This window comes from Corallococcus sp. CA041A (assembly GCF_003612075.1).
GTDB lineage: Bacteria > Myxococcota > Myxococcia > Myxococcales > Myxococcaceae > Corallococcus > Corallococcus exiguus.
On the sequence record NZ_RAWF01000146.1, the window covers coordinates 1 to 25,780 of the forward strand.

Below are 25,780 nucleotides of genomic sequence, written 5' to 3' on the forward strand. Positions count from 1 at the left end.
TCCCGCGCCAGGTAGACGGCCCCCATGCCGCCCCGCCCCAACAACCGCTCCAACCGGAACCCGTCCAGAACCTCCGGCGGCGTCCAGGTGGCGCCTGTCACGCAAGGTCGACGCGAACAGCGCCCTCCTCCCTCCAGCGGCTGGGTCTCCGGCGGCAGGGCATCTCCATGCGCGAGCGTCACCAGCAGCGCCCGGCACGCGGTGCAACGAGCCGCATGATGATGCGCCAGGACGTTCGCCGTCACCGGCAGCCGGCCCTCGAACAGGGCAACCACGTCCTCATCGCATAGGCAATTGGACGGCAATCTCATCCCCCCCTCGAAACAGCCAGCAGCAGCCTCGCATGTAACGTTCATGTTCCGGATCCATTGCGATGTTTCGTGGTTCCAGAGGGCCATGAGCATACGACTAGCCTTAAAACGAGAACTCAAGGCATAATCAGGTCGTCGTGTGAAGGGGGGGAACATGAAACTCGCACCAGCGTTCCTGTCGCGCGCGAGCTGGCACGTCGAAGAGGCAGTGCAACTCGAAGCCCTGGAGGGCCTGCTGCGACAGGTCTGGGCGGAGGGATGTCGGCCCTGGCCGGACATTCCCCTCTCCCAGGACGCCTTCGTTGCCTCCCTGGCAACACACACTCCCAGTCCGTCAGTCCGAACCGGCATCGCAGGGATCTTCGCTCAGCTCACTCCCGGCGACCTCTACCTGGCCTGCGCCTGTGCCGAGGGCATCCCCGTGGCGCTGGCCGCGTTCGAGCGGCGCTACATCGCGAGCATCCCCGCGACGCTGGGGCACATGAAGCTGACGGAGTCCGTGCTCGATGACGTCCGGCAACAGGTGCGTGAACACCTGTTGGTGCGCACCAACAGGCCTCCTCGGATTTCGGAGTACTCCGGCCGCAGCCCGCTCGCCAACTGGCTGCGCGTCGTGTCCGTGCGCACCGCCCTCAGCCTGCTGCGCACGGCGCGAGAGGAGGACGCGACGGGCGACGAGGCCATCCTCGAGTCGCTGCCCGCCTCCGTGGGAGACCCAGAGACGGAGGCCATCCAGCGGCGCTACGAGGGCGAGTTCCGCCAGGCCATGGAGGACGCCTTCGCCGCCCTGTCCAGCAAGCCCCGGTACCTGCTGCGCCTCCACTTCGTGGACCGGCTGTCCACCACCAAGATTGGCGCCCTGTTCAACGTCAACCAATCCACCGCGTCCCGGTGGCTCCAGAGCGCCCAGCAGGACGTCCATGACGAGACGCGGCGCCTGTTGAAGGAACGCCTGGACCTCTCCTCCCAGGATTTCACCAGCGTCCTGCGCTCCGTGGAGAGCCAGCTCGATTTGAGCCTCAGCCGCATCCTCACGGAGGCCTGATGCGGTTTTCCACGATGCGGCGCCGCACAGCCACGCAATAACAATTCACTCCTCGTGAATTCTGATAAAGATTGCATAGCTTGATTCCGGGTCGCGTCTTTAAGACGCGAACACCCGGTCTGTGCCGGACAGCACACAGCATCGCCCTGGTGGAGCACGGCACCCGCCCCTGCCCCACCGCACCCATCACCCATCACCCACCTTCCGCCCGAGCGCGTTCGGCCCCCACGGCCACGACGCCGGAGGCACATCCACACCTGCAGCACAGGAGGCCACATGTCGACAAACCAGACACGCCCCAGCCGCGCCACCGCCATGAGAAGCCAACTCCTGCCCTGGATGGGCATGCTCACGCTGGCGCTGGGCGGATGCAGCGACCCGGGCGCCCAGGACGTCGGCACGCCGCCGCCGGCGAAGCTCATGAGCCGCGTGGCGCCCCTGAACGCGGCGCCTCCGGGCCTGGCCATCTCCGGTGAGTACATCGTGGTCTTCGAGTCGGAGGTGAACACGTCCGCCATCGACACCGCGGTGGCGGAGGTCGTCCAGGCGGGCGGCGCCAACGCGCTGATGCACCAGTACTCCATCGTGCCCGGGTTCTCCGCGAAGCTGGACGCCACGGAGCTCGCCAGGCTCCGCGCCAACCCGGCCGTCGCCTATATCGAAGAGAACGCGGCCGTCAGCATCAACACCACCTTCCCCAGCCCCGCGGACGGCACCGACCGCGTGGATCAGCGGCTGGGCCGCGACGGCATCTACAACGACCACGGCCGCACCGGCTTCGGCGTGCACCTCTACGTCGTCGACACCGGCATCAACTCGACCCACACCGAGTTCACCGGCCGCATCGGCAACGGCTTCAGCGCCATCAACGACGGGCGCGGCGTGGAGGACTGCCACGGCCACGGCACGCATGTGAGCAGCACGGCCGCGGGCACCCAGTACGGCATGGCCAAGAAGGCCCGCATCCACCCCGTCCGCGTGCTGAACTGTGGCGGCGGCGGAACGTGGGAAGGCGTCATCGCCGGTGTGGACTTCGTCCGCTCCAACTGCGCCACCCAGAACGGCCCCTGCGTCGCCAACATGAGCCTGGGCGGCGGGATGTCCCCCACCGTCAACGCCGCCGTCACCAACGCCATCAACGCGGGCGTGACCTTCGTCGTCGCCGCGGGCAATGAGTCCACGGACGCGTGCACCCGCTCTCCGGCGAGCACGCCCGGGGCCATCACCGTGGCCGCCACGGACGACAGTGATCGGCGCGCGTGGTTCTCCAACTTCGGCAATTGCGTGGACATCTTCGCGCCGGGCGTCACCATCCTCGGCGCCTGGATTGGGAGCACCACCGCCACCAACGTCATCGACGGCACGTCCATGGCCAGTCCCCACGTCGCGGGCGTCGCCGCGCAATACCTGACGGACCACCTCAACGCCCGCACCACCCAGGTGGAGGCCAACGTCAAGGGCTCCGCGAGCCTGGAGTGCGTCACGGACACGCGCGGCTCCCCCAACACCTTCCTCTTCAGCGACCTGAACCAGGGCAACTACACCTGCAGCAACACGGTCGCCAGCTGCAGGGGCCTGTGCGGTGGCCCCGGCTACGGCTGCTTCTGCGAAGAGAGCTGCGTCCAGTACGGCGACTGCTGCCCGGACTACGCCGACGCCTGCCAGTGACCTTCAAGCCGTCTCGTCTCTCGCGTCCCTACCCCATCGTCTGAAGCAAGGAGGATGCAACATGATGCGCATGCGTCGTTATCTGGTGCTCGCGGGCACCGGCTTGAGCCTGCTGTCCGGCTGCACGTCGAACCCCCAGGAGTCCACGCCGGAGTTCCACGGCCGCAACCAGCAGGGCCTGGGTGAACCGGGCCGGCTGAGCCGGGCCGAGTGGACCACCTACCTCTCCGACCAGAAGTACCTGCACTCCATCGCGAAGCCGGACGTGCGGATCCGCCTGAACCTGGCGGACCCCGCGCAGCACCGCTTCGCCCTGTCCCGCCTCAAGCTCGCGGGCAAGACGCCGGAGAACTCGCCCTACCTGTTCAAGGCCCTGGAGCAGCGGCGCCAGGACCAGGTGGCCCGTGGCTACGCGCCCGGCCTGCTGCCCCCGGAGGCCAACAGCCTGGTGGGGACCGCGGACCGCCAGGAGATGCACCTCATCGAGGAGGCCAGCACGGGTGAGACGACCGCGGTGGCCAATGACGGCCTGGGCACCGCCAGCTCCACCTTCCCGGGCGGCGCCATCTACACCTACGTCGACACCAGCTACTCGGACTCCAGCGGCAACGCGCTGGGCGACCTGGCGTGGCGCGAGGAGTTCGACGGTGGCTACAACGTCACCATCAACGCCACGGGCAACCTGGCGCTGACGACCCTCAAGCGCTACCGCGTGTCCTCCTACAAGGTCGAGGAGTCCGCCGGCCAGAACGTCACGGACTCGTACATCTTCACGGAGATGGGCGTCGAAGGCGGCCCCGTCGTCAACGAGGCGCCCCGCCTGGGCGGCCTCACGGTGCTCGCGCCGCTCGACGTCGCGTTCAACGACAACCTCATCTCCGTGTGCCTCAACCGCACCTGGACCCAGGACTGCGACTACGACCTGACGGGCAACCTGAACTCCGTCAAGCTGCCGCTGCAGGGCTCCATCTCCGTCACCAGCAGCCACGTCTTCGACGACGCCGTCATCACCCAGCTCAAGGCGGACCTGAACTCGGGCGTGGCCCGCCCGGACGCCGGCCACCTCAAGCTCATCCTCACCAACACGGGCGGCGGCTGCGACGTCACCGACGGCAACACGCTCGTGGGCAAGATGAACCAGTTCTGGAACCGCGTCACCCTGAGCACGGACAAGAAGACCTTCTCCTGGGACCTCACGGGCACCAACGCCGCCTTCTTCGACGACGGCTGCCGCCAGATGCAGGACTCCGCGAAGCTGACCGCGCTCATCTCCCTGCCGCTCATCTCCGCGGGTACGAAGTACCGCTCCTCCATCACCCTGAGCAACGACCCGGCCGCAGTCCGCCCGGACTACGTCTTCAAGAAGATCACCGTCACCAACAGCTGCCTGGCCGAGGGCACCGAAATCGCCATGGCCGAAGGCAAGCCGGCCGCCATCGAGTCCCTGAAGGCCGGTGACCACGTCACCAACCCCTACAACCCGTCCCTCACCATCATGGACACGGCCGTCGGCATCGAGACGACCCCCATGGTGCGCATCCACGACGAGGCGGGCCGCAGCCTGCTGATGACGGAGATGCACCCCATCCAGGCCGTGGCGCGCGGCATGGTGCAGGCCCGCGACCTGCGCACGGGGGACCTGGTGATGACCCGCACGGGTCCCAGCAAGCTCACCGCGGTGACCCGCGAGGCGTTCACCGGCAAGGTCTACAACGTCAAGGTCGGCTCCAAGACGGAGAAGGCCCTGCTCGGTGAAGACCAGACTGCGGTGTACGCCAACGGCTTCCTGGTGGGCGACGGGCAGATCCAGAAGAAGTACGAGGCCATCGCGCAGCAGCCCAAGACGGGCGACATGCTGGCCCGGCTCCCCAGCCGCTGGCACCGCGACTACCAGCTGTCGCTCCAGCGCAAGTAACCCCAGCCCCCACGGCATGGCTGATGCGGCCACCCCACGGCTTTCGAGCGTGGGGTGGCCGTGCCGTTGCCGCCGTGGGGACTCCCTTCCCTTTTCGCGAAGCACCCACGCGTTCAACGTCACGGAGTGAACCCGATGCAGCCGTTCAAGACCTACCTGCTCCCGCTGTTCGTCGCCCTGGCGGCGTGCGGAGATCCTCCCGAGCCCGCCACTCCCGAGAAGCCCCTCCGGGTCTTGAGCGCGGAGGCCCTGGCCGAGCGCCAGCGCATCGCGAAGAAGGCCCTGGCGAAGCCCGGCACCGTCAAGGCCTCGCTCGCCACCGTCGCGGAGGTCAACTCCGCGCTGGACCTGCCGGCGGGGGTGGTGGCGAGCGCGTCGCTCACCAGCCCCAATCCGCAGGCGGCCATGGTGGCGCCGTCGTACGGCAACATCACGCCGCGCAGGGGCAGCTCGCTGTTCATCATGAGCACGGGCAACATCAACGTCGCCAACCTGCCGGAGCCGGGCACGGACTACCCGCCCGAGGGCGTCGAGGGCGACAAGGTCCTCTACCGCGTCACGCTCAACGTGCCGGCCAGCAGCAACCGGGTGACCTTCGACTTCCGGTTCCTCAGCGCCGAGTCCCCCGAGTATGTCGGGACGCAGTACAACGACACGTTCACCGCGCGCGTCATCGACGGGCTGGGCACGCGCACCGTCGCGGACTCGTCGGTGAACAGCGCGCAGTTCTTCGACGTCTCGTCCACGCGCGCGGCGGGCACCGGCTACGACACGCTGTTCTCGGACGACCCGTCCGGGGTGGACTTCTTCCCGGCCACCTACCCGCCTGAAATCATGCTGTTCCCCGATGCGGGCATCACCGACTTCCGCACCGTCAACTTCGAGGTCCTGCGCGGCGGGCAGGTCACCATCGAGTTCGAGATCAGCGACCTGGGTGACGGCGTCCTGGACTCCGCGGTGGTCATCGACAACATCACCTTCTCCAGCATGGAGGTGGTCAACCCGAACCCGACCCTCATCCACCCGTATACGGGCGCCGTGGTGACGGACGTCACGCAGCTGTCGGCGCCGTCTTCCGCGGCGATTCCCCCGGTCCAGGGCGTGGCCGCGGACGGCGTGACGCAGGTCCTGGTGCGCGCGAAGATGCCCTCCGCCGGGTCCATGACCTTCTCACTCAGCGGGACCAGCCCGGCCAACGGCGGCCTGGGCGCGGTCGGGACCACCACCCGGGCGGCCTCCGTCACCGTCCCCACCGTTCCCGTGGGCGGCGTGCACTACGCGTTCGCGCTCTACACCAGCCCCCCGGACTTCAACAGCGGGGGCTTCGAGACCGCCACCTCGCGCCTGGTGACGCTCTCCGGCGTCTACACACCCGCGTCGGGAGCGAGCTACACGTCGACGGTCGAGCTCTCCATCGTCCGGCCGCCGCTGGTGCTCGTCCACGACCTCTGGTCCTCGTGCTCCGCCTGGCAGGGGACGGAGGGCATCGCCGCGAGCAACCTCTTCCAGACGACGTGCGCGGACTACTCCGCGACGAGCTCGGCCAGCTTGACCCTGGAGGCCAACGAGCTCGCGGTCCCCAACGCCATCTACTCGGCGCTGACCAAGATGCGTCAGGGCCAGAACGCCGTCACCCAGGTGGACGTCGTCGCCCACGGCGCGGGCGGCCTGCTGACCCGCAAGTACGTCGACTCGGCCAACTACCGGAGCGTCGCGACCTTCAAGGAGGGTGACATCAACCGGCTCATCAGCCTGAACACGCCCCATGAGGGGACGCGCATGGCCACCGAGTTCGTCCGCATGCGCGACGACCTCAGGGTCGCGTTCCCTGCCGTCTGGACGCAGGTGAAGGCCGCCCTCGCTGCGACCCAAAACATCGTGCTCGACATGCCTGGAGGCGCGGCCATCGACGACCTCCAGGTGGGCAGCGCGCTCATCAACAACCTCCGACAGACGGACGTCCCCACGCACTTCATCGTCGGCGAGGGAGCACAACCCCTGGCGCGGACCCCCACGTGGGGCCTCCTTCCGGATGGGATCAAGGTGCTCTACCATCAGACGGAGACCCACCACCCGCTCTCCCGCTCCCTGCCCCTGCCGCAGCGGCAGAAGCTCATCCTGGGTCCCGACAGCCTGCTGTTCTGCAACGACCCGCACGACGTCTTCGCCGGGACCGCGGAACAACGGGGCGGCACCGCGATGAGCAGCTCGGCCATCACCCCCTTCACCGTGGATGTGACGAACCGGAACACGGAGCACTTCAAGGTCCAGATCAACGCGGCCCACCGGGACAAGATCCGCCAGTTGCTCAACAGCCCTGTCGGCGGGCCGGACTTCGTCGCCTCCATTCCCAGGCCCAGCACCATTCCACCGGTGAACAGCTGCGGGGAGGCCAGCGCGCAGTTGGCCCCGGAGCGCGTCCGTGAGGCCCGCGCCACCGCCGCCACGGGCACCCTGATCATCACGTCCCCCCAACCCGGCACCGTGGTGTCGCCGGGAGGCACGGTGGCGGTGAGCGTCGCCGGGGCAGGAGGCTTCCAGCCAGAAACCGTCCTCATCGTGGGCGAGGGCGCGGCATCCATCCTCGAGTCGGGGCCCTTCACGACTCCATTCCGGATTCCGGCGCAAGCGCTGGGCTCCATGGAGCTCGTCGCGTTCGGCATCGACAGCCAGGGCCGGATGTTGAGCTCCGCGCGCATCCCCCTGACCGTCAGCAGCTCCGCCCAGCTGAGCTCCATCCAGATCCTCAACGGGGACGCCGTCCTGAGAGGCCCCGGCTCGAAGCTGAAGCTGGTGGCGAACGGCAAGTACACGGACGGCGTGGTGAGGGACATCTCCTCGCCCTCGCGAGGCACGCTCTACTCGGTCTCCAACACGGGCATCGCCACCATCACCGCTGACGGGACGCTGACGGGCGTCTCCAAGGGCATGGCCACCGTCATGATCCGCAACGGCACGGTGCTCACCAGCATCACCGTCACGGTGGGGGACGAAAGCTCCGCGTCCTGCATCCCGATCCGGCTGGGCGAGTACAACCTCTTCGTGCTGGAGGACTACCAGCAGGGCAACGAGGTCCAGGGCAAGCTGGCCGCGGGCCGCAACATCTCCCTCCAGAACTTCTCCGTGGGCGCGATGCTGCCCGCGACCGACACGGCCAACGTCCTGGTCGCGGGCGGGACCCTCTCCCTGGCCAATGGCTATGTCTGGGGCGAAGCCCGGTACGGCGGGAAGCTCATCCAGGAGCCCAACGTCTACTACCCCCGTGGGAACGTGGCCCGGGCGACGCCCATCAACTTCACCAATCAGGGCAGCGCCCTGAAGGCACTCTCCGCTGAACTGGGCGCCCTTCCCTCCAACGGCACCGCCACGCGCGAGTCCTGGGGAGGCGTCATGCTCACCGGCACGGATCCGAAGGTGAACTTCTTCGACGTCAAGGCCTCGTACTTCACCGGCGCCACGCTGCTGTCCATCAATGCTCCCGCCAACAGCCTGGCCGTCATCAACGTCCGGGGTACGTCCGCGACCTTCACCAACTTCGGCCACACGTTCAGCGGCGGCATCGACGAGCACGGCATCCTCTTCAACCTCCCGGATGCCACCAGCCTCACCGCCTTTGACTATGGCTTCTACGGCACGGTTCTTGCCCCGAATGCCAACGTCAACTTCTCCGGCGGGAGCTGGGTGGGTGGAATCTACGCACGCTCACTGAAAGGCAATGCCGTCGGACAGCTCAGCCGGCTGCGGGACACCGACATCTGCAATTGATGGCAGGATTCACGCGTCCGCGAGAAACCGCGACAGTGGGGGCCAAGGTGCTCAAAAATCTGAGGAGCCGCACAGCCACGGGAGGAATGCTGCTCGCCTTCTGGATGGGTTGCGCGGCGGAAGCCCCCGCTGACAAGGTCCCCGGCCTGGAAACGCAGGCTGGGGACGTCACGGACGCATCACGGCCCCTCACCGTCGTCGCCAGGGACGCGGAGCGCGGCGTCCCGACGCTGGCGTGGGCACCGCGGGGACCGCCGGCCAACCGCCCGGCGCTGCAAACGCCCGAAGCCGCCGCGCGGCGCTACCTGGAGCAGCACGCGGCCCTGTACCGCCTGTCCCCCAGCGCGCTTCAAGCCGCCTTCGTGCACCGGATCCACGACACGGGCCGTGGCGGCATCATCGTGGCCTTCCGCCAGCGCTTGGGCGGCATCGACGTGGTCCGCAACGAGCTGAAGGTGCTGATGACGCGCGACCTGTCGCTCGTCGCCATCACCGGCAACCTGCATGACGGCGTGGAGGGTGCACGGGCGACGGCCCTGAGCCCCTTCCGGACGTCCGCGTCCCAGGCGGTGGCCGCCGCGTTGGGAGACCTCTACAACATCACGCTGGATGACAAGGCCGTGGTCGCCCAGGCGGCGGCGACGTCCACGGGCCGTCTGCGGTTCGACCTCGCTCCCGGCCGGGGCGCGAAGCGCGCGGGCGTGTCATTGGTCGTCCCCGCCGAGGTCCGGCAGGTGTACTTCCCCCAGGCGGACCGGCTCGTGCCCGCCTGGGCCGTGAACGTGCTCGCGGAGCGCACCGGGCAGGAGGGCCGGCGCGGCTATGAATACCTGGTGGATGCCGGCCAGGGTGGCACGCTCCAGCGCAGCAATCGCATCTTCCATGACAGCCATTCCTACCGCGTCTGGGCGGACGCGGACGGGACGCCCCGGGATGGTCCCCTGCAGGACTTCACGCCGCATCCCACGGGCATTCCCGACGCGACGTTCGAGCCGGCCTTCGAGTCCCCGCGAAACATCACCGTGGACGGACGCGCCCACGCGGGCGGAGTGGACTCCTGGCTGCCTCCGGGCGCGACCACCAGCTCCGGCAACAACGTGTCCGCCTATGCGGACCACTTCGACCCGGATGGCTATACCGAGGGCTCCGACACGTGGGCCTTCGTGAATCCCGGCACCCGTGACTTCCATTACGACTACGAGCCCACGCTGGGGCCCCTGGCCCGGCCATCCCAGACGCAGGCCGCCATCACCAGCCTCTTCTACACGACCAACTGGCTGCACGATTACTTCTACGCCTCCGGCTTCACGGAAGCCGCGGGCAACGCCCAGCAGACGAACTACGGCCGGGGCGGCCTGGAGGGCGACGCGCTGCTCGCCGAGGCCCAGAACCAGGGCCCCAACCCCCAGGCGCGCGACAACGTCGCCATCTACGTGCCGGATGACGGCCAGGCACCCCGCCTGGAGATGTACCTCTTCACGATGCCAGAGACCCGGTCGTTCCAGGTCGCGGGGACGGACTACGCCACGGGCAAGGCCAACTTCGGCCCGCGCACCTTCCACCTGGACTCGCTCCGGCTCGTCATGGCCCAGAGCGGTTCCCCGTCGGTGACCACCGCCTGCCAGGCGCTGACGAACGACGTCTCGGGCGCCATCGTCCTGGCCGACCGGGGTGGCAACTGCTCCTACGAGCTCAAGGCGGTGAATGCCCAGGCCGCGGGCGCGGCCGGCCTCATCGTCCTCAACCACACCGCTGGCGCCGCTCCGCCCAACATGGTCGAGTCGGATCCGCTGCTCGACCCTACCCTTCCGCTGCTGTCCGTTTCGTTTGAGACGGGGCAGACCTTGAAGGGCCTGCTCGCCAACGGGGCGGTGACCGGGACGATGATCCGCGCGTCCGACCCCGAGCGGGACGGGGCGATTGACAACACCCTCGTGTCGCACGAGTGGGGACACCTGCTCCACCAGCGGCTGGTGGATTGCAACCTGTCCGTGTGCTTCGCGCAGAGCGAGGGCTGGGGGGACTTCATCGCTCTCCACCTGATGGTCCAGGAGGATGATGGTTTCGGCTACAACGGCACGTATGGGATTGGTGGATATGCCGCGCATGTCTATGGCGACAGCCCCTATTACGGAGTCCGCCGGGTCCCCTACTCCCGCGACCCCACGAAGAACGCGCTCCGCCTCCGCCACCTCAGCGACGAGGAGCCCCTTCCCCTGGAGCACCCGCTCCGCGACAACGGTGGGTTCAACTCCGAATGGCACAACGCGGGCGAGGTCTGGGCCTCGATGCTCTTCGATGGCTACCTGGCGCTGCTCGACGAGGCCCGGAAGCCGGGCTCGCGCTTCGCGTCCTTCGCGGAGGCGAAGCGGCGCATGGCGGACTACGTCGTCGCCGGGATGATGCTGGCGCCCGTGGACCCCACCCACACGGAACAGCGCGACGCCCTGCTCATGGCGGCCGGCAGCTGGAATCCCCAGGACCCGCGCGACATGCTCCTCCTGGCCGAGGCCTTCGCTCGGAGGGGCGCGGGCACCTGCGCCCGTTCCCCTCCGCGCAGGTCCCTGTTCTTCACGGAGATCCACGAGGCGTACACGGCCCAGGCGGATCTGCGCTTCGAGTTCGTGAACGTGGATGATGCCCGCCGCGCGTGCGATGCGGTGCCGGATGGCGTCCTCGATGCCGGGGAGGCGGGTTCCCTGCACCTCAAGATCACGAACCTGGGGCCCGTGGCCTCCGCGGGGACCACCGTGACCATCACCAGCAGCCGGCCGAGCGAGGTGTCCCTCCCCACGGGGGAGCTGTCCGTGCCGCCAGTGCCGCCCTTCGGGTCCATCTCCATGGCCATCCCCATCGAGTTGGCCGCCTCGCCTTCGCTCACGCGAGACCTGGAGCTGACGCTCACGCCAAGCGGCTCCGGCTTCTGCCAGGCCCCCGTCCCGCTCCGGCACATCCTCAAAATGGATCACGACGAGGAGTCCTCCACGACGGACACCCTGGAGCTCCCCACGACGACCTGGAGCACGGCGGTGCTGGAGGGGTCCGCGGACCAGGCGTGGCAGCGGGTGCTGGCCCCGGACAGCACGGTGGATGCTGCCAACCATGTCTGGTTCATCGCGGACGGCCCCGACGTCGCGGACACGGCACTGGTCTCGCCCCGCCTCACGGTGTCGGGCTCCGTGCCCTTCACTGTGACGTTCGACCACCGGCATCGCTTCGCCTTCGACGTGGACTCCTGGACGGGCCGGAAGACCTTCTGGACGGGCGGCGTGATCGAGCTCACCCAGGATGGTGGCCAGACCTGGGAGGACGTGAGCAAGTATGTCGAACCGGGGTACGGGGGGAAGATCGACTCGACCACGAGCAACACCCTGGGCGGACGTCAGGCGTTCGTCGCACAGAGCAGCGTCTGGCCACGGATGAACCAGGGCACGAAGTTGGATTTCGGCTCGCGGTTCGCCGGGAAGACGGTCCAGCTGCGGTTCCGGTTCGGCTCACCCTGGTACGTGGAGTCCCATGGCTGGGAGGTGGACAACGTCGTGCTGTCGGGCGTGGTCGGCAAGCCGTTCAAGGCCGTCATCCCCAACGCGGGCACCTGTATGCCGAGCGCCAACGCCGGTGAGGATCAGCTCGTCGAAAGTGGCGCGGCGGTCACGCTCCAGGGCTCGGGACACTCGACCGCGTCGGGGACCGTGATGACGTACACGTGGCGGCAGCTCGATGGTCCGCCCGTGGAGCTGACGGGCGGAGGCACCGCGTCCGCGTGGTTCCTGGCGCCCATCGTTTCGAGCGAAACGCCGATGCACTTCGAGCTGACCGTGAGCGTCGGTCCGCTGCTCGTTGACACGGACACGCTGGAGATCCGGGTCAAGCCCGAGGACCCGACGACGGATCCCGACCCGGATCCGGATCCGAACGTGGGGGGCGGGGGCTGCGCCAGTGCCTCCCCTACCTCAGAGCCCTCCACCGCCTGGGTGGGGTGGCTGGTCGGAATGCTCGCGGCCCGGCGCCTTGCGTTGCGCCGGGCCGGGCGTTGAGGGGCTCAGTCGCGTCCTCCAGCAGGGCCATCAACGTGTCGGACGCATTGTCCAGGCGCTCAACCACGCCACGTGCCAGGGCGCCAGCGCGGTGAATCCGGACGGGCCAATCTTGGTCATGGAAAGGCAGACAACCCCCGTCCAAAGCAGCGCCTGCGCCAGGATGAGCGACCAGCCGGTGTTCTGGAGCCACCTGCGCTTCAAGGCATGGCCGCCCAATGAAACCAGGGCCGGCAACAAGCCGCTCAGGGTGAACAGCGCCCACGGCACCACGCGGTCTCGCGTGAGCTGCTCGGGCGGGCGGTGGCTGGAGTGCTGGTTGTGCACCACGCCGTCGTGCAGCAGGAACGCGTAGAAGAGGCCCGACTGGTAGAGCATGGAGGCCGTCGCGACGGCGACCCCGAACCCTCCGAGTCGCGTCCGGCGCCGCGCTTCCCGAGCCAGCACCTCCGGCGGCAACTCCAGCGCGTAGGGATGGCCCAGATCCAACAGGGCGTCCTTCGCCGCCTGCCGCACCGTCACCCCTTCGCGGCCCGCGCGGTCACCCACCGGGTGGTCCGGCACCAGCAACTCCAGCAGCAGATCCGCCCGTGCCCGGGGCGTCTCCTCTTCCGTGGGGGCCCGTCGCAGCGCCGCGATGAGCAGGTCGGTGTCCGCCCGGGTCGCGTCGGGTGAGCGCACCGCGTCCGTCATCGCTTCGAGGGAAGGCTGCGCGGGACGTGGCTGCGACCGTGACATGGTGTGCGCTCCCTCGGGCTCGCTGACTCCGGTGCGAAGCCCCGAGGATAGGTGAGTGCCGCCCGGCGGCCCACCCCGGGGGCGCGGTGGTGGAGCTGGAGACGCAGGTCCACCGCGTCGACGACGGCCGCGTGCGCCCCTACCGCTCCCCCCGGGGCGCCTGGCTGCGCTTCCTGCGCCTGGGCTCGAACGTGCCCGGGCCGCGGAACGTCCTGCCCATGATGGCCCACGTCTCGACCGCTCCGGGGAGCTGAGCCGGCCCGCGGTGCGCGCGGTATCCTCGTGGGATGTCTGATCTCTACGCGGTCCGAGTCCTCGGTGTGTCCCGGCATGCCGTCCGCCTGTCGGTGGCGCGCGTTCACCCTGACGCCGGGAAGCCCGCGCCTCACGCCGTGTTCGCATTGATGTTGATCTACGACCCCATCGAGAAGGCGGAGGACGCCGAGTTCAGCAACTACCGACACCTGAAGGACGCGGCGCTCGTGCGGGAGGTGGGGGGGCGCAAGGTCTTCACCAGCGAGTGGATGAACGCGAACGCGCGGGCCTTCGTGTCGAAGGTGACGCGGTCCGGCCCCTTCCTGGACATCCAGCTGACGCACCCGGCGTGGGGGGAGCACCTGCGCCCGCGTATGGCCTGGCGGACGACCGCCCACGACGTCGGCCCGGGCCTGCCCGCCGAACCTCGGGTGCCCGCGATGGAGCAGGCGACCGTCCCGCGCTCACCGGGTGAACGGACTCCGAAGGCCGTGGGCGCAGGAGCGAAGAAGGCAGCGAAGGCGAAAAGCCCGGCGAAGAAGGCCGCGAAGGTGAAGAAGACCGCCGTGAAGAAGACCGTGGCGAAGAAGGCCGCGAGGGCGAAGCGAGGCGGCTGAGGGCCCCGGCGGCGTCTGGCCCCGGGCAAGCACCTCCGGTAGGAGCAGCCGGGCATCGCGGCGCGCACGGGCCGGTGACATTCAGTCCCGTGCTTGCTTCAGGCATGCGGAACCCGGGGCCTCATCCCGTATGCTCCGCGCCCCATGTCCCCGTCCCTGAACGCCCGAAGCGCGCTCGCCGCGGCCTCGCTCCTGCTGACGCCCCCGGCGCTGGCACAGGCACCGCAGGCCGGCGCGCCGCCCGCGGAAGCGGCCCCGCCCGCGCAGGCCCAGCCCGTCATCACCAAGCCTCCGGAGCTGCTGCAGCAGGTGGAGGCCACCTACCCTCCCGAAGCGCTCGCGGAGGGGGTCACCGCCTCCGTGCGCCTCATCATCACCATCGCCGCGGATGGCTCCGTGTCGGAGGTGTTGCCCACGGAGCCCGCGGGCCATGGCTTCGACGAGGCGGCCATCGCGGCGGTGCGCCAGTTCCGCTTCTCACCCGCGGAGGTGGACGGTGTGCCCGCGCCGGTGCAGGTGGAATACATCTACCACTTCACCCTCAACGCCCCTCCGGAGGAGGCCCCTGGAACCGACCAGGCCCCGGTGGCGCGGAAGGCCACGCTCAAGGGCCAGCTGATTTCGCGCGGCAGCCGCTCGCGCGTGGCCGGCGCCACGGTGCGCTGCGGTGACGACCCGGAGGCGCCCGAGGCCCTCTCCGACGCGGACGGCCGCTTCAGCCTCGACGTGCCCCCTGGTGAGTGCGCGGTGCGCGTGGTGGCGTCCGGCTACCAGCTCTACCAGACGAAGGAGCAGCTCCAGGAGGACGAGACGACGGAGGTGAACTTCTTCCTCGCCCCCACCGGCGGCGCGCTGGAGACCGTCGTGCGCTCCGACCGGCCGAAGAAGGAGGTCGTGCGCCGGACCATCACGCGCCAGGAGGCGCAGCGGACGCCGGGCACCTTCGGCGACCCCATCCGCGTCATCCAGACCCTGCCGGGCGTGGCGCGTGCGCCCTTCATCTCCGGCCAGCTGCTGGTGCGCGGCTCCAACCCCGGCCAGACGGCGACGATGATGGACGGGGTCGGCATCCCCCTCCTCTTCCACCTGCTCGGCGGGCCCTCGGTGGTGAACGCGGAGTTCATCGACCAGCTCGACTTCTTCCCGGGCGGCTACGGCAGCCAGTACGGCCGCGCGGTGGGCGGCATCGTGGAGGTCGGCACGCGCAAGGGCGCCGCCGACACGTTCCATGGCTCGGTGAAGGTGGACCTGCTGGACGCGGGCTTCTTCCTGGAAGCCCCCGTGACGGACGGCATCAGCGTGGCCGCCGCCGCGCGCCGCTCGTACATCGACACCATCCTCCCCGCCGTCCTCCCCAAGAGCGAGGGCAGCACCCTGTCCGTGGTCCCCAAATACTGGGACTACCAGCTGCGCGTGGACTTCGGCGCGAAGCGGGACGCCCGTTCCGAAGAGGAGGCCCAGGCCCTGGCGGGCAGCGCGCGCAGCACCGGCTACGTCATGGCCTTCGGCAGTGACGACCAGCTCCGCCTGGTGACCGGAGGTCCGGAGACGGAGCGCGACCTGACGGTGGACACGCACACCCTCTTCCACCGCATCAAGGGTGACTGGACGTACCGCAAAGGCGCGCTCGCGTCCGTCTTCACGCCGTACGTGGGCTACGACGGCACCAGCTTCAAGTTCGGCGCCGCGAAGCAGGATGGCGTGGGCTACACGGTGGGCGCGCGCGAGGTGCTGGGCCTGGAGCTGTCCTCCAGCCTCACCGTGCGCACCGGCCTGGACCTCGTCTACGAGCACCAGTCCTTCGACGTGGAGTTCCCCGCCCCGGAGAACTTCGAGTACGTGGCCTTCCCCGGCGCCGAGTCCGTGGGCGAGCTGCTGGTGGAGAAGATTGGCCTGGGCTCCTTCGACGGCGCGCTCTTCGTGGAGGCGGACCTGAAGGTGGGGAAGTTCACCTTCACCCCCGGCGTGCGCGGCAACTTCCAGCGCGCGGGCGACGCGCGGAACGTGGCGTTGGATCCCCGGCTGTGGGTCAGCTTCGCGGCCACCGAGCGCACCCAGCTCAAGGGCTCGCTCGGCCTCTACAGCCAGCCGGCGGAGACGTTCCGCTTCATCTCCCTGCCGTACGGCAACCCGGACCTGGCCTACCAGCGCGCGTTCCAGAGCAGCCTGGGCGTGGATCACCGGCTGACCGACGTGCTCAACGTGGACGTCACGGGCTTCTTCAACCGCCGCTTCGACAACATCGCGGCGCCCGGCGACATCCTCTCGCTCCCGGGTGGAGGCGTGGTCCAGCTGCCGTACTCCAACCAGGGCATCGGCCGCGCCCTGGGCCTGGAGGTGATGGTGAAGAAGCAGCGCGCGTCCGCGACGGACAAGTGGTCCGGATGGCTGTCGTACACCTTCAGCCAGTCACTCGACGGGCGCACGGGCCGCGCCCCCGAAGGGAATGGTAGAGACTTCGGCGGGGGCTTCGGTGGCAGCGGCGACGAGACGTATGGCCTCAGCCCCTTCGACCAGACGCACATCCTCACGCTGGTGAGCACCTACGTGCTGGGCAACGGCTGGGAGCTGGGCGGGCGCTTCCGCTACACCACCGGCCGCCCGACGACGCCGCTCAACCACACGTTCGACCAGTACCAGGTGGACCGAAACCGCTTCAACGGCACGTACGGCCCCTACGCCTCGGCGCGCACGTCCGGGTTCCACCAGCTCGACATGCGGCTGGACAAGAGCTGGCAATTCCAAAGCTGGACGCTGGGGGTCTACCTGGACGTGCAGAACCTCTACAACGCGGAGAACGTCGAGTTCACCTTCAACGACTACCGGCAGCGCCGGGAGTACGAGGTACCCGGCATCCCCATCCTCCCCGTGGTGGGCGTGAAAGGAAGCTTCTGACATGAAGGCCCTGCTCAACACCGGAAGCCTGCTGCTGCTGGCGCTGACCGCTCTCGCGTGCGTCGAACCCGAGGACAAGCCGTCGAGCGTGCACGACCTCCGCGTGCTCGGCGTGTCCACGGAACGGCCCGAGCTGATCGCCTCCACCTGCGAACAGACGCCGGAGGCCTTCGACGAGTTGGCGGAGGAGGTGACGTACCGCGCGCTGGTGGTGGACCCCGTCGGCGCGGGACGCCCCATCCAGTACCAGCTGTGGGCCTGCGCGGATCAGGACGACCGCACGTGCGCGACGGAGGCGGACCGCGCCCTGCTCGCGGAGGGCACCACGACCGCGGGCGAGCTGACGCTCCCCATCCGTCCCGGCGCGGCCCGCGTCTCTCAGGACAAACTCCTGCTGGAGCGCGTGCTGGCGGAGGACGCCTACAAGGGGCTGGGAGGCATCCGCATGCCGCTCGTCCTGAGGGTGTCGGCGGGCGACGAGGAGATCTACGCGCAGAAGCTGATGGTCTTCTGGTGCCCGGTGGTGGAGGGCATGAAGGCCAACGAGCAGCCCGTGCTTCCGGGCCTGCGGGTGGACGATGCGGCCTGGCCGGAAGGTGAGCCGCTGGAGCTGAGCGGCCCCGGGCCCTTCGTGATGACGTCCGAGGACGTGTCGGACCGCGAGGAGAACTACATCGTCCCGGGCCTGCGCCTGCAGGCCGTGAACCTCAAGGAGGCGTGGGAGATCGCCTGGTACACCACGCTGGGCGAGTTCAACCTGTCGGAGACGGGCGGCGCGGACTTCGGTGGCCAGCAGGGACGCCACCGCGTGGAGTGGGAGCCAGCGGAAGGCGCGGCGGCCCAGGAGGTGACGTTCTGGGCCGTGGTGCGGGACGGGCGCGGCGGCAGCTCATGGGTGGTGCGCCGGGCTCGCTGGACGCCCTGAGCACCGCCGTCCCTCCCGGGAACCGAACTCAGCGCGGCGCGGCGCTGGCGATGAGGTCGTTGATCAGCTGAGGACTCTTGATGAGTTCTCACTGGGAGCGCACACGAGCCCCCGAGGCAGGCGTTGCCAGTGAAGCAACATCCATGCGGGCTTCGTAGCCTCCCCGGCCACGGGAGATGTGGAGGCCGGGGTGTGATTCCGCGCGGTTGAACGCGGCCATTTCCTTGCAGCGCTTCCGGGCACTCCCACGGAGGTCCACGCATGAGACGCAACGGACTCATTGCTTCGTTCCGCCTTCCCCATCTCCGCCCCGCACTGGGCACACTGGTTCTCGCGGCGTCGCTGTGCACGGCGACCGCCGAAGCCGCGGCCCTCCGGGTCATGCCCCTGGGGCTTGGCTCCGGCACCGTCACGGGCACGGGCATCAACTGCACCAACATCGTCGGCAGCGACTGCGATGAAACCTATAGCGCCAGCGCGTCCGTGACCCTCACCGCCACGCCGTCAGCGGGTTCTTCATTCCAGGGCTGGAACGTCGACCTGGACGCGGACCTGTCGTCCACGCCGGACTGCACGGGGACGACGCCCAGCTGCACCCTGACCATGGGCGTGGCGCGGTCCGTGAAGCCTGTCTTCCGGCTCGCGGCGGGCACCGTCAATCCCATCCCCGTCGTCAACACGAGCGCCATCACGCCCGAGGAGATCGAGGCGTATCTCAACAATCCCGCCAATGCGGCCACGAACACCGTGGCCCGCTTCATCAGCGCGCTGCCGGCTGAGTACAGGGCCAGCCCCATCCTGATGGCGCGGTCAGAGAGCCTCCAGACGGGCACCGCGGAGCACCCGCGCCTGCTGCTCTCCAGCCAGACCGCCCGGTCCGTCTTCTCCATCGGGCCCGCGCCGCATGCGTCCTATCCAGGCTCGCATCCGGACGTCATCGAATACATGCAGTGGGACGAGGCGACGAAGAACTTCCGCTTCCACGAAATCATCCTCACGACCATCCCCCAGATGGGCTCCATCCCTCCGCGCTCGCGCCACATCGAGAAGGATGATGGGAAGTGCGCGGCCTGCCATTCGACGCGGAACGTGCTGAACCTCACGGGCATCCCCGGCACGACTGGCTTCCCGGTGGGCGTCATCAAGACGAAGAACAAGCCCAACTGGGACCCCTACGACAGCTGGGGCGGGATGCTCCCCTTCAACCGGGATCGCCTCTACCAGGGCTCGGTGGACACCGCCGCGTTCCGCAAGCTCTTCAACCCCTGGACGTGGCGGACGCAGCCCGAGGTCCGCCGGCTCATCGAACAGCTCCGGCTGCAACCGCCCGGACGGCTGCCGGCGGGGAGCCCCCACCTCATCACGCGCTACCGGGGCGGCCCCAACGACGGGACGCCGCGCTTCAGCTTCGACCTGACGCCCCCGGTGACGACGGAGCCCGTTCCTTCGGGGACCGCCACCATCGCGACGGCGTATGCCTTCAACGCCCAGCCTGGCTCGGGCGCGCTCACCTCCGTCACCCGGGGCGGCCCGTCCGTCACGCTGTTCCATGACTCGCTCATCTCCGGGGACGAGGGGCGCGGCGTCCAGCTGTTCGACCTGCTGGGCGGCTTCGATGGCAGCCTCAATCAGCGGCGCATCGCGGACGAGCTCGCCAGCCACCGCTGGGCGACTGGCAGCGTGTTCGTCGATCCGCGTCCGGTGGCCCTGGCCATCACCAAGGGCTGCCTCACCATCAACAGCTCGCTGAATACGGTTCAGAGCAGCCCCTCGGGTCTGGCGGTGAACCTGCCCTTCTTCACGTCGCGCAACGGCATGGGCATCAACGCCCTGCGCGACGACACCCTGGCGCGCACGCAGAGCATCCCGCGCCGCAAGGCCGACATCGAGAAGCTCAACCTGAGCCGCGCGGGCGACCCCTATCTGATGACCGGGACGACGGTGAACGGCCTCATTCCGCAGTACGGCGCCGCGACCAGCGCGTCGACGGACGTGTCGCTGACCCGGCTGAGGCAGGAGGTGTTCCGCCGGCCCATCGACAACCCGGCCCCGGACTCGACGGTCATGGGCGGCATCCTCGTGGACCGGGAGAACTACAGCCCCAACACGAACCTGATGGCCCTGTACCGGTACTTCCTGGAGCCGCTCGGCGTGTCGGTGGACAAGTGGTCCCTGGGCGTGCGCGGACGCTCGCGCGCCTATGGCTTCGCCGACGTGTTCAGCACGTACACCGGCGCGCTCCAGACGGGGCTGGAGGCCAACCTGATGGCGGACCCCATCCCCGGTCTGGCGGCGCCCTTCTCCTGCGCCAGCCTGATTCCAGCGGTGAACACGACGCTGGCCTCGCTGCCGCCCGTGGGCGACTACCCGACGTACACGGACGTGCAGCGCATCTTCAACAAGGCCTGCATCGAGTGCCACGGCGGCCTGGACTACCCGCCGTACAAGAACTTCGGCACCTACCTGAACCTGGCCGAGGACCAGAGCGCCCCCGGCGTGAATCCGCTCACGGCGTCGTATGCCATTGCCGCGCCCATGGCCACCAGCCAGACGGGGCCGTTGTTCGACCGCATCACCCGCACGTCCGAGGACTGCCCGAACGGGATGATGCCGTGTGGCGGACCGCCGCTGAGCCAGACGGACGTCGAAACCATCAGGCGGTGGATCATCGGCGGCAATCCCTCCCTCTGGGGCGACCCGCACCTGACGACGATGGACGGCGTGCGCTACGACTTCCAGGGCGCCGGTGAGTACGTGCTCCTGCGCGACCCGGGGCTGGAGCTCCAGGCGCGCCACACGCCCGTGCAGACCGAGCAGCCCGTGGGGCCGGATCCGCACACCGGCCTGACGGCCTGCGCGAGCATCACGACGGCGGTGGCGGTGCGCGTCGGCCCGCATCGCGTCAGCTACCAGATGAACGCGGAGAAGCCGGAGCTGCTGGTGCTGCGCGTCGACGGCAAGCCGGTGTCTCTGGACAAGGAGCTGCTGCTCCCCGCCGGAGGACGCATCACGTCCACTGGGACGACCGGCGGCATCCGCATTGAATCCGCGGGCGGCACGCGCATCACCGTCACCACGGATTGGTGGGCGCACTACGGCCTCTGGTACATGAACATCGACGTGCGGCAGGCGCGCGCCAGGGAGGGCCTGCTGGGCCCCATCGCCCCGGGCAACTGGCTGCCCGTGCTGCCGGACGGCTCACAGCTGGGGGCGCGTCCCTCGGACCTGGGGGACCGCTACGTCGGCCTGTACGAGAAGTTCGGCGAGTCCTGGCGGGTGACGAAGGACACGTCCCTCTTCGACTATGCCTCCGGCTACTCCCCCGAGTCGTACACGCTGCGCGAATGGCCCGGGTACAAGGCGGACAGCTGCCGCATCGAGAAGGCGCCGCCCGGCATCCCGGTGGTGGAGCCGCTGAAGGCCATTCCGCTGGAGCAGGCGGAGGCGCTGTGCAAGGGCGTCTCGAAGGAGCGTCTGCGCGACTGCGCGCAGGACGTGGCCGCGACCGGCGATCCGGTCTTCGCCAAGACGTTCGTCACGACGGAGAAGCTGGGCCGCAACCTCGCACCAGTGACGCTGGAGCTGGTGACTCCGAAGGAGAACGCCATCACCTCGTCGAGCGTGACCTTCGAGTGGAAGGACGCGTACGACAAGGACGGGGACGCCGTCGTCTACCGGCACTGCGTCTGGAGTGTGAACACCCGCTTCACCTACGCGGCCTGCACGAAGGGCGTGCCCGAGCAGTCCAGGACGGTGAAGCTGGAGGGCGGCCGGGACTACTTCTGGAAGGTCCTCGCCGAGGACGGCCGGGGTGGCACCACGGAGAGCCGCACCTGGCGCGTGACGGTGAAGTAGCCACACGTCGCGGCTGAAGAACGAAGGCCCCGGATTGCCTGTGAGCATCCGGGGCCTTGTCGTGTGACGCCGCTGTTTGCCCGGGCAACACAAGGCGCCTCCTGGCAAGGTCCCTTGCCATGCCCAAGAAGCCCGACACCGCCGCGCTGATGAAGAAGGCGGACGCGTTGCTGGATGAGATGCCGCCCCAGTTGGACCCGGCCATCCTGCTCCTGCGCGAAATCGTGGAGGCGGATCCGGAGCACCTGCTGGCGCTGCACTCGCTCAACTGGGCCCTGGATCCGACTCGTCGCGTGGAGCCCCACCGCTGGGAGCGCGAGGTGAAGGCCGAGCACTGGCGCGTTCGTGACCGCGTCCTTGAGTTGACCCGAGGGACGAAGCCCGGCGGAAAGCTGTCGACCGGGCAGAAGGCGCGCGCGCTGGCGCTGAGCCAGTGGGCCGACGACGTGTTGCGCCGCAAGCCGACGGACGCGCAGATGCAGCAGGCGGAGGCCGCGCTGGTGGAGGCCGAAGGCCTGCGCGACCTCGCGGACCACGCCCGCGCGCGTCGAGGGCTGGAAGCGTGGCACGCGCTGCGGCGGGGCCCTCCGGAGCAGGGCTACCGGAAGCTGCTCGCCCAGGTGGAGGCGGCGCCCGACCCGCGCGCCCGCGACGACGAGGGCAACGAGGATCCGTTCCCCTTCCAGGGCCTGGAAGGTGCCTTCTCCGACGAAGGCTTCCACGCATGGCTCCGGAAGCAGAAGCCCGCGGCGCGTCCCCCAGCCAAGAAGGCCAAGGCCCTGGACAACGGACTCCTGCAGGCGGCGGGGCTCGACGCGGCCCCCTTCTTCGGCCCTGGCTTCGAAGGGGAATGGCGCACGGGCCGGGTGCTGGCCCTGATTGCGCTGGGGGCCGACCTGGAGGCCCGGGACAAGACCCAGGGCGGCGTTCTCCACCTGGCCGCGCGGGTGGAGGACGCATCGCTGGTGAAGGAGCTCCTGCGGCTGGGGGCTCCCGCCGACACGACCGATTCAGCGAAGGCCACGCCCCTCCACGCGGCGGCGGAACACGGCTGCACGGCCTGCATCGCCCTGCTGGCGAAGGGCGGCGTTCCCGTGGACGCGCTCGACAACGCGGGGCGCACGGCACTCTTCAACGCGCGGCGGGCGGACGTGGCGCAAGCGCTCATCGACGCGGGCGCCAACCCCAACGCGGGCAAGGGCTGGACGCCGCTGCACCAGCACGCGCGCGTCAAGGAGCGGGGGCCCGTCATCGAGGTCCTGCTCCAGGCCGGGGCGGATGTGAATGGCAAGAACTCGGCGGGACAGACGCCCGTGCAGGAGGCGCTGGAGCACGGCAACGCGCACCTCGCCCAGCTCATGGGTGCCAGGGCGCCCTCGGGGAAGAAGGGCGCGCTGGACGTGCAGCCGATGCTGGACGCGCTGGCCCGCGAGCGGAAGGCGTTGCTCAAGGCCTGGTACTACGAGGACAAGGATGTGGACTCCGTCGAGCAGGTCCTGAGTCGGCTCGCGCTGGAAGGCGCCACGTCGTGGGACGCGCTCGCGGCGGCGGTGCAAGGCCTGCCTCCCTGGACGGCCATGGCCCTGGTGGTGCTCGCCCGGGAAGTGCTCCCTGCCGAAGCGAAGGCGCCCTCCCCCTCCAAGCTCCCACGCTTCGTTCGAGGGGACCTGGTGGTGAAGGGGGACGTGCATGTGAACGGTCCCTTGCTGGTGACAGGGAACCTCACGGTGGAGGGCGTGCTGAGCAACGCAGGGCCTGAAGGCCTGCTCGTGGTGGGCGGCTCGCTGCGCGCCAGCGGCGTGGACACGGATGGGGAGCTGGTCGTGGGCCAGGACCTGGAGGCGCAGGTCGTCTGGGGGCACGGCAACGACGCGACGCTCCGGGTCGGCGGCGTGCTGAAGGCCGAGGCGGTCATCGCGGATGACCACGACGTGCAGGCCCAGGTGAAGGCAAGGCATCACTTCGCCGCGGGGGACTTCGACGCCACGGACGCATCACTCAAGAAGCTCTTCGTGCCAAAGGCTTTCGACCGAGCGCGACTGGACCGCGAAAGGCTCTTCAACGTCCTGCGCAAGGCGGGAAGTGCGCTCCGGAGCCCGGACTGACAGGTGAGCCCGCGGACCAACATCCCGCAGTCGGGCTGTTCCGCGGGTCAGTACTCCCGCCCACCACCGGGACCCACCTTGGGCCCGTTCGGAAAAACCACTTAAGGGGGCGGTGGATGAAACAGATGAAAGCGGCGCTGTTGTTCCTGTCGCTGGGCGCGGGCATGGCCTGCACCAGCACCTACGACCCGTACTACTACGACGACGCCTACTACGATCCGTACTACGGAGCGTATGACGCGGCCTGGTCCTATGCATGGGTCGACCCTGTCTACAGCTATTGGTACTACGCCATCGGCAAGGTGCAGGCCATGGCTGTCGACCCGGCCACGGCGGCCACCCAGCTCGCGGCGAATGCCTCCACCGCCTTCACTCCCTCCGGCTGCGCCACCGCGACCGCGACGGGCGCGACGGTGAACTACACGTTCAACAACTGCCAGGCGGCGATCTCGCTCACGCAGATCTCCGGCAGCGTGGAGGTGGTGCTCGCCGACAACCAGGGGCAGCTCGCCGCCACGGCCAACTCCACCGACCTCACCATCAATGGGGAGCCGTACAACCTCTCGCTGCAGATCGCCGGGTCCCCGCCGCAAGGCGACCAGCGCAAGGTGACCGTCACCTCCAACAGCTTCTCGCCGAATCGCTTCGATTCGCGAACGTCCACGAGCACGGTCACCTGGGTGGCGGGCAGCGGGTGCATCACCGTGGACAGTACGTCGCAGGCCACGAAGGGCGGCCTCAGCTCGACGACGACCGTGTCCGGCTACCAGCGCTGCGACCACCAGTGCCCCACGGCGGGGATGGTGCAGGTGGATACGAGCGAAGGGACGTTCACCGCGACGTTCGACGGCTCCAACACCGTCAAGGTCGTCGCGCCGAACGATGACGTCAAGACGTACGACCTGGACTGTTGAGCACGGGGCGGGGCAGCTGGCCCGCGCATTGCTGAAGGGCAGACCCGAGGGCTCCCATGACGGCGCTCCGGGTCCACGCCCTTCCCGGAGCCGTTGCACCGTGGCCATTCCGACACGGTGCGCGGCTGTGGCGCCACACGCCACCATGTCCCGACCGCACTCCCCCTTCGCCTCCATCCCGAGCCGTCACGGACTGCTGCCCGCGATCCTGTGCAGCATCCTCGCGGTGGACCTGCTGGCCCTGCGGCTCGACTGGAGCGAGCGCGCCAGCTTCGCCTTCCTGTCGTGGAACCTGTTCCTGGCCTGGGCGCCGTACACCCTGGCCCTCATCGCACGGGGGCTGATGGTGCGAGGCCTGGGCCGTCCGTGGCTCCTGGCCCCGCTGGCGCTTGGCTGGCTCGCGCTGTTTCCCAACGCGCCCTACCTCGTCACCGACTTCATCCACCTGCGTCAGCGGCCCGTGGTCCCGCTCTGGTTCGACGCCGCGCTCCTGGCCCTGTTCGCCGCCACCGGGTGGCTGCTGGGCCTGCTGTCCCTGGACATCTGGAAGCGGTGGCTGGAAGAGCGCTGGGGCCGCACGGCGGCATGGGCCTTCGTCGCCATCACCTCCGGCCTGTGTGGCTATGGCATCTATCTGGGCCGCGTGGAGCGCTGGAACAGCTGGGACGTGCTCTCGGAGCCGGGCCGCCTCTTGCGCGCCATGGCCTCACACGTGAGGGATCCCCTGGCCCATCC

The 25,780-nt window shown here is 69.1% G+C and carries 15 protein-coding genes; 13 read left to right on the top strand and 2 right to left on the bottom strand.

Annotated elements, in window-relative coordinates:
• Positions 1 to 275, bottom strand: a 275-nt coding sequence (locus D7V77_RS43330) for a hypothetical protein (protein WP_147452146.1), incomplete at its 3' end; no start/stop codon positions are given.
• Between the two features lie 190 nt (positions 276 to 465).
• Here D7V77_RS43330 and D7V77_RS24640 point away from each other — a divergent pair.
• From D7V77_RS24640 to D7V77_RS24660, 5 genes are all read left to right on the top strand, one after another.
• Complete coding sequence (locus D7V77_RS24640; protein ID WP_120578746.1) at positions 466 to 1,356, top strand: sigma-70 family RNA polymerase sigma factor; 891 nt, start codon at positions 466 to 468, stop codon at positions 1,354 to 1,356.
• Positions 1,357 to 1,632: 276 nt separating this feature from the next.
• Complete coding sequence (locus tag D7V77_RS24645) at positions 1,633 to 3,024, top strand: S8 family serine peptidase (RefSeq protein ID WP_233597201.1); 1,392 nt, start codon at positions 1,633 to 1,635, stop codon at positions 3,022 to 3,024.
• A 61-nt stretch (positions 3,025 to 3,085) separates the two neighbouring features.
• The gene (locus D7V77_RS24650) at positions 3,086 to 4,939 is read left to right on the top strand and encodes a Hint domain-containing protein (RefSeq protein WP_120578747.1); all 1,854 of its coding nucleotides are present in this window, start codon (positions 3,086 to 3,088) and stop codon (positions 4,937 to 4,939) included.
• A gap of 135 nt (positions 4,940 to 5,074) precedes the next feature.
• A complete protein-coding gene (locus D7V77_RS24655) occupies positions 5,075 to 8,704 on the top strand; it encodes a choice-of-anchor A family protein (RefSeq protein ID WP_120578748.1) in 3,630 nt (1,209 codons plus the stop codon).
• A gap of 86 nt (positions 8,705 to 8,790) precedes the next feature.
• Positions 8,791 to 12,741 (top strand): M36 family metallopeptidase, encoded by a 3,951-nt coding sequence (locus D7V77_RS24660; RefSeq protein ID WP_158624489.1) that lies wholly within the window; start codon positions 8,791 to 8,793, stop codon positions 12,739 to 12,741.
• Positions 12,742 to 12,771: 30 nt separating this feature from the next.
• Here D7V77_RS24660 and D7V77_RS24665 read toward each other — a convergent pair whose 3' ends face one another.
• Positions 12,772 to 13,479, bottom strand: a complete 708-nt coding sequence (locus tag D7V77_RS24665; protein WP_147452147.1) for a hypothetical protein — start codon at positions 13,477 to 13,479, stop codon at positions 12,772 to 12,774.
• Positions 13,480 to 13,568: 89 nt separating this feature from the next.
• On the opposite strand from D7V77_RS24665, the gene D7V77_RS43840 reads away from it, so the two are divergent.
• From D7V77_RS43840 to D7V77_RS24700, 8 genes are all read left to right on the top strand, one after another.
• The gene (locus D7V77_RS43840) at positions 13,569 to 13,733 is read left to right on the top strand and encodes a hypothetical protein (protein WP_158624490.1); all 165 of its coding nucleotides are present in this window, start codon (positions 13,569 to 13,571) and stop codon (positions 13,731 to 13,733) included.
• A gap of 138 nt (positions 13,734 to 13,871) precedes the next feature.
• Complete coding sequence (locus tag D7V77_RS44345) at positions 13,872 to 14,351, top strand: hypothetical protein (protein WP_199733853.1); 480 nt, start codon at positions 13,872 to 13,874, stop codon at positions 14,349 to 14,351.
• Positions 14,352 to 14,495: 144 nt separating this feature from the next.
• Positions 14,496 to 17,246, top strand: a complete 2,751-nt coding sequence (locus D7V77_RS24675) for a TonB family protein (protein ID WP_120578751.1) — start codon at positions 14,496 to 14,498, stop codon at positions 17,244 to 17,246.
• A gap of 1 nt (position 17,247) precedes the next feature.
• Positions 17,248 to 18,171, top strand: a complete 924-nt coding sequence (locus D7V77_RS24680) for a hypothetical protein (RefSeq protein ID WP_120578752.1) — start codon at positions 17,248 to 17,250, stop codon at positions 18,169 to 18,171.
• Between the two features lie 261 nt (positions 18,172 to 18,432).
• Complete coding sequence (locus D7V77_RS24685; RefSeq protein WP_121751373.1) at positions 18,433 to 22,026, top strand: VWD domain-containing protein; 3,594 nt, start codon at positions 18,433 to 18,435, stop codon at positions 22,024 to 22,026.
• 119 nt (positions 22,027 to 22,145) lie between these two features.
• Positions 22,146 to 24,131, top strand: coding sequence for an ankyrin repeat domain-containing protein (locus tag D7V77_RS24690; RefSeq protein ID WP_120578754.1), 1,986 nt, complete (start codon positions 22,146 to 22,148; stop codon positions 24,129 to 24,131).
• Between the two features lie 116 nt (positions 24,132 to 24,247).
• On the top strand, positions 24,248 to 25,045 hold the full coding sequence (locus tag D7V77_RS24695) for a hypothetical protein (RefSeq protein WP_126934189.1): 798 nt from the start codon (positions 24,248 to 24,250) through the stop codon (positions 25,043 to 25,045).
• Between the two features lie 145 nt (positions 25,046 to 25,190).
• A partial coding sequence (locus D7V77_RS24700; RefSeq protein ID WP_120578757.1) for a DUF1361 domain-containing protein occupies positions 25,191 to 25,780 on the top strand: 590 nt, incomplete at its 3' end.

Bases quoted from the DNA above. Each gene is read 5' to 3' on its own strand.
- D7V77_RS24640 (WP_120578746.1), top strand. From the start codon at position 466: ATGAAACTCGCACCAGCGTTCCTGTCGCGCGCGAGCTGGCACGTCGAA.
- D7V77_RS24645 (WP_233597201.1), top strand. From the start codon at position 1,633: ATGTCGACAAACCAGACACGCCCCAGCCGCGCCACCGCCATGAGAAGC.
- D7V77_RS24650 (WP_120578747.1), top strand. From the start codon at position 3,086: ATGATGCGCATGCGTCGTTATCTGGTGCTCGCGGGCACCGGCTTGAGC.
- D7V77_RS24655 (WP_120578748.1), top strand. From the start codon at position 5,075: ATGCAGCCGTTCAAGACCTACCTGCTCCCGCTGTTCGTCGCCCTGGCG.
- D7V77_RS24660 (WP_158624489.1), top strand. From the start codon at position 8,791: ATGCTGCTCGCCTTCTGGATGGGTTGCGCGGCGGAAGCCCCCGCTGAC.
- D7V77_RS24665 (WP_147452147.1), bottom strand. From the start codon at position 13,479: ATGTCACGGTCGCAGCCACGTCCCGCGCAGCCTTCCCTCGAAGCGATG.
- D7V77_RS24675 (WP_120578751.1), top strand. From the start codon at position 14,496: ATGTCCCCGTCCCTGAACGCCCGAAGCGCGCTCGCCGCGGCCTCGCTC.
- D7V77_RS24680 (WP_120578752.1), top strand. From the start codon at position 17,248: ATGAAGGCCCTGCTCAACACCGGAAGCCTGCTGCTGCTGGCGCTGACC.
- D7V77_RS24685 (WP_121751373.1), top strand. From the start codon at position 18,433: ATGAGACGCAACGGACTCATTGCTTCGTTCCGCCTTCCCCATCTCCGC.
- D7V77_RS24690 (WP_120578754.1), top strand. From the start codon at position 22,146: ATGCCCAAGAAGCCCGACACCGCCGCGCTGATGAAGAAGGCGGACGCG.
- D7V77_RS24695 (WP_126934189.1), top strand. From the start codon at position 24,248: ATGAAACAGATGAAAGCGGCGCTGTTGTTCCTGTCGCTGGGCGCGGGC.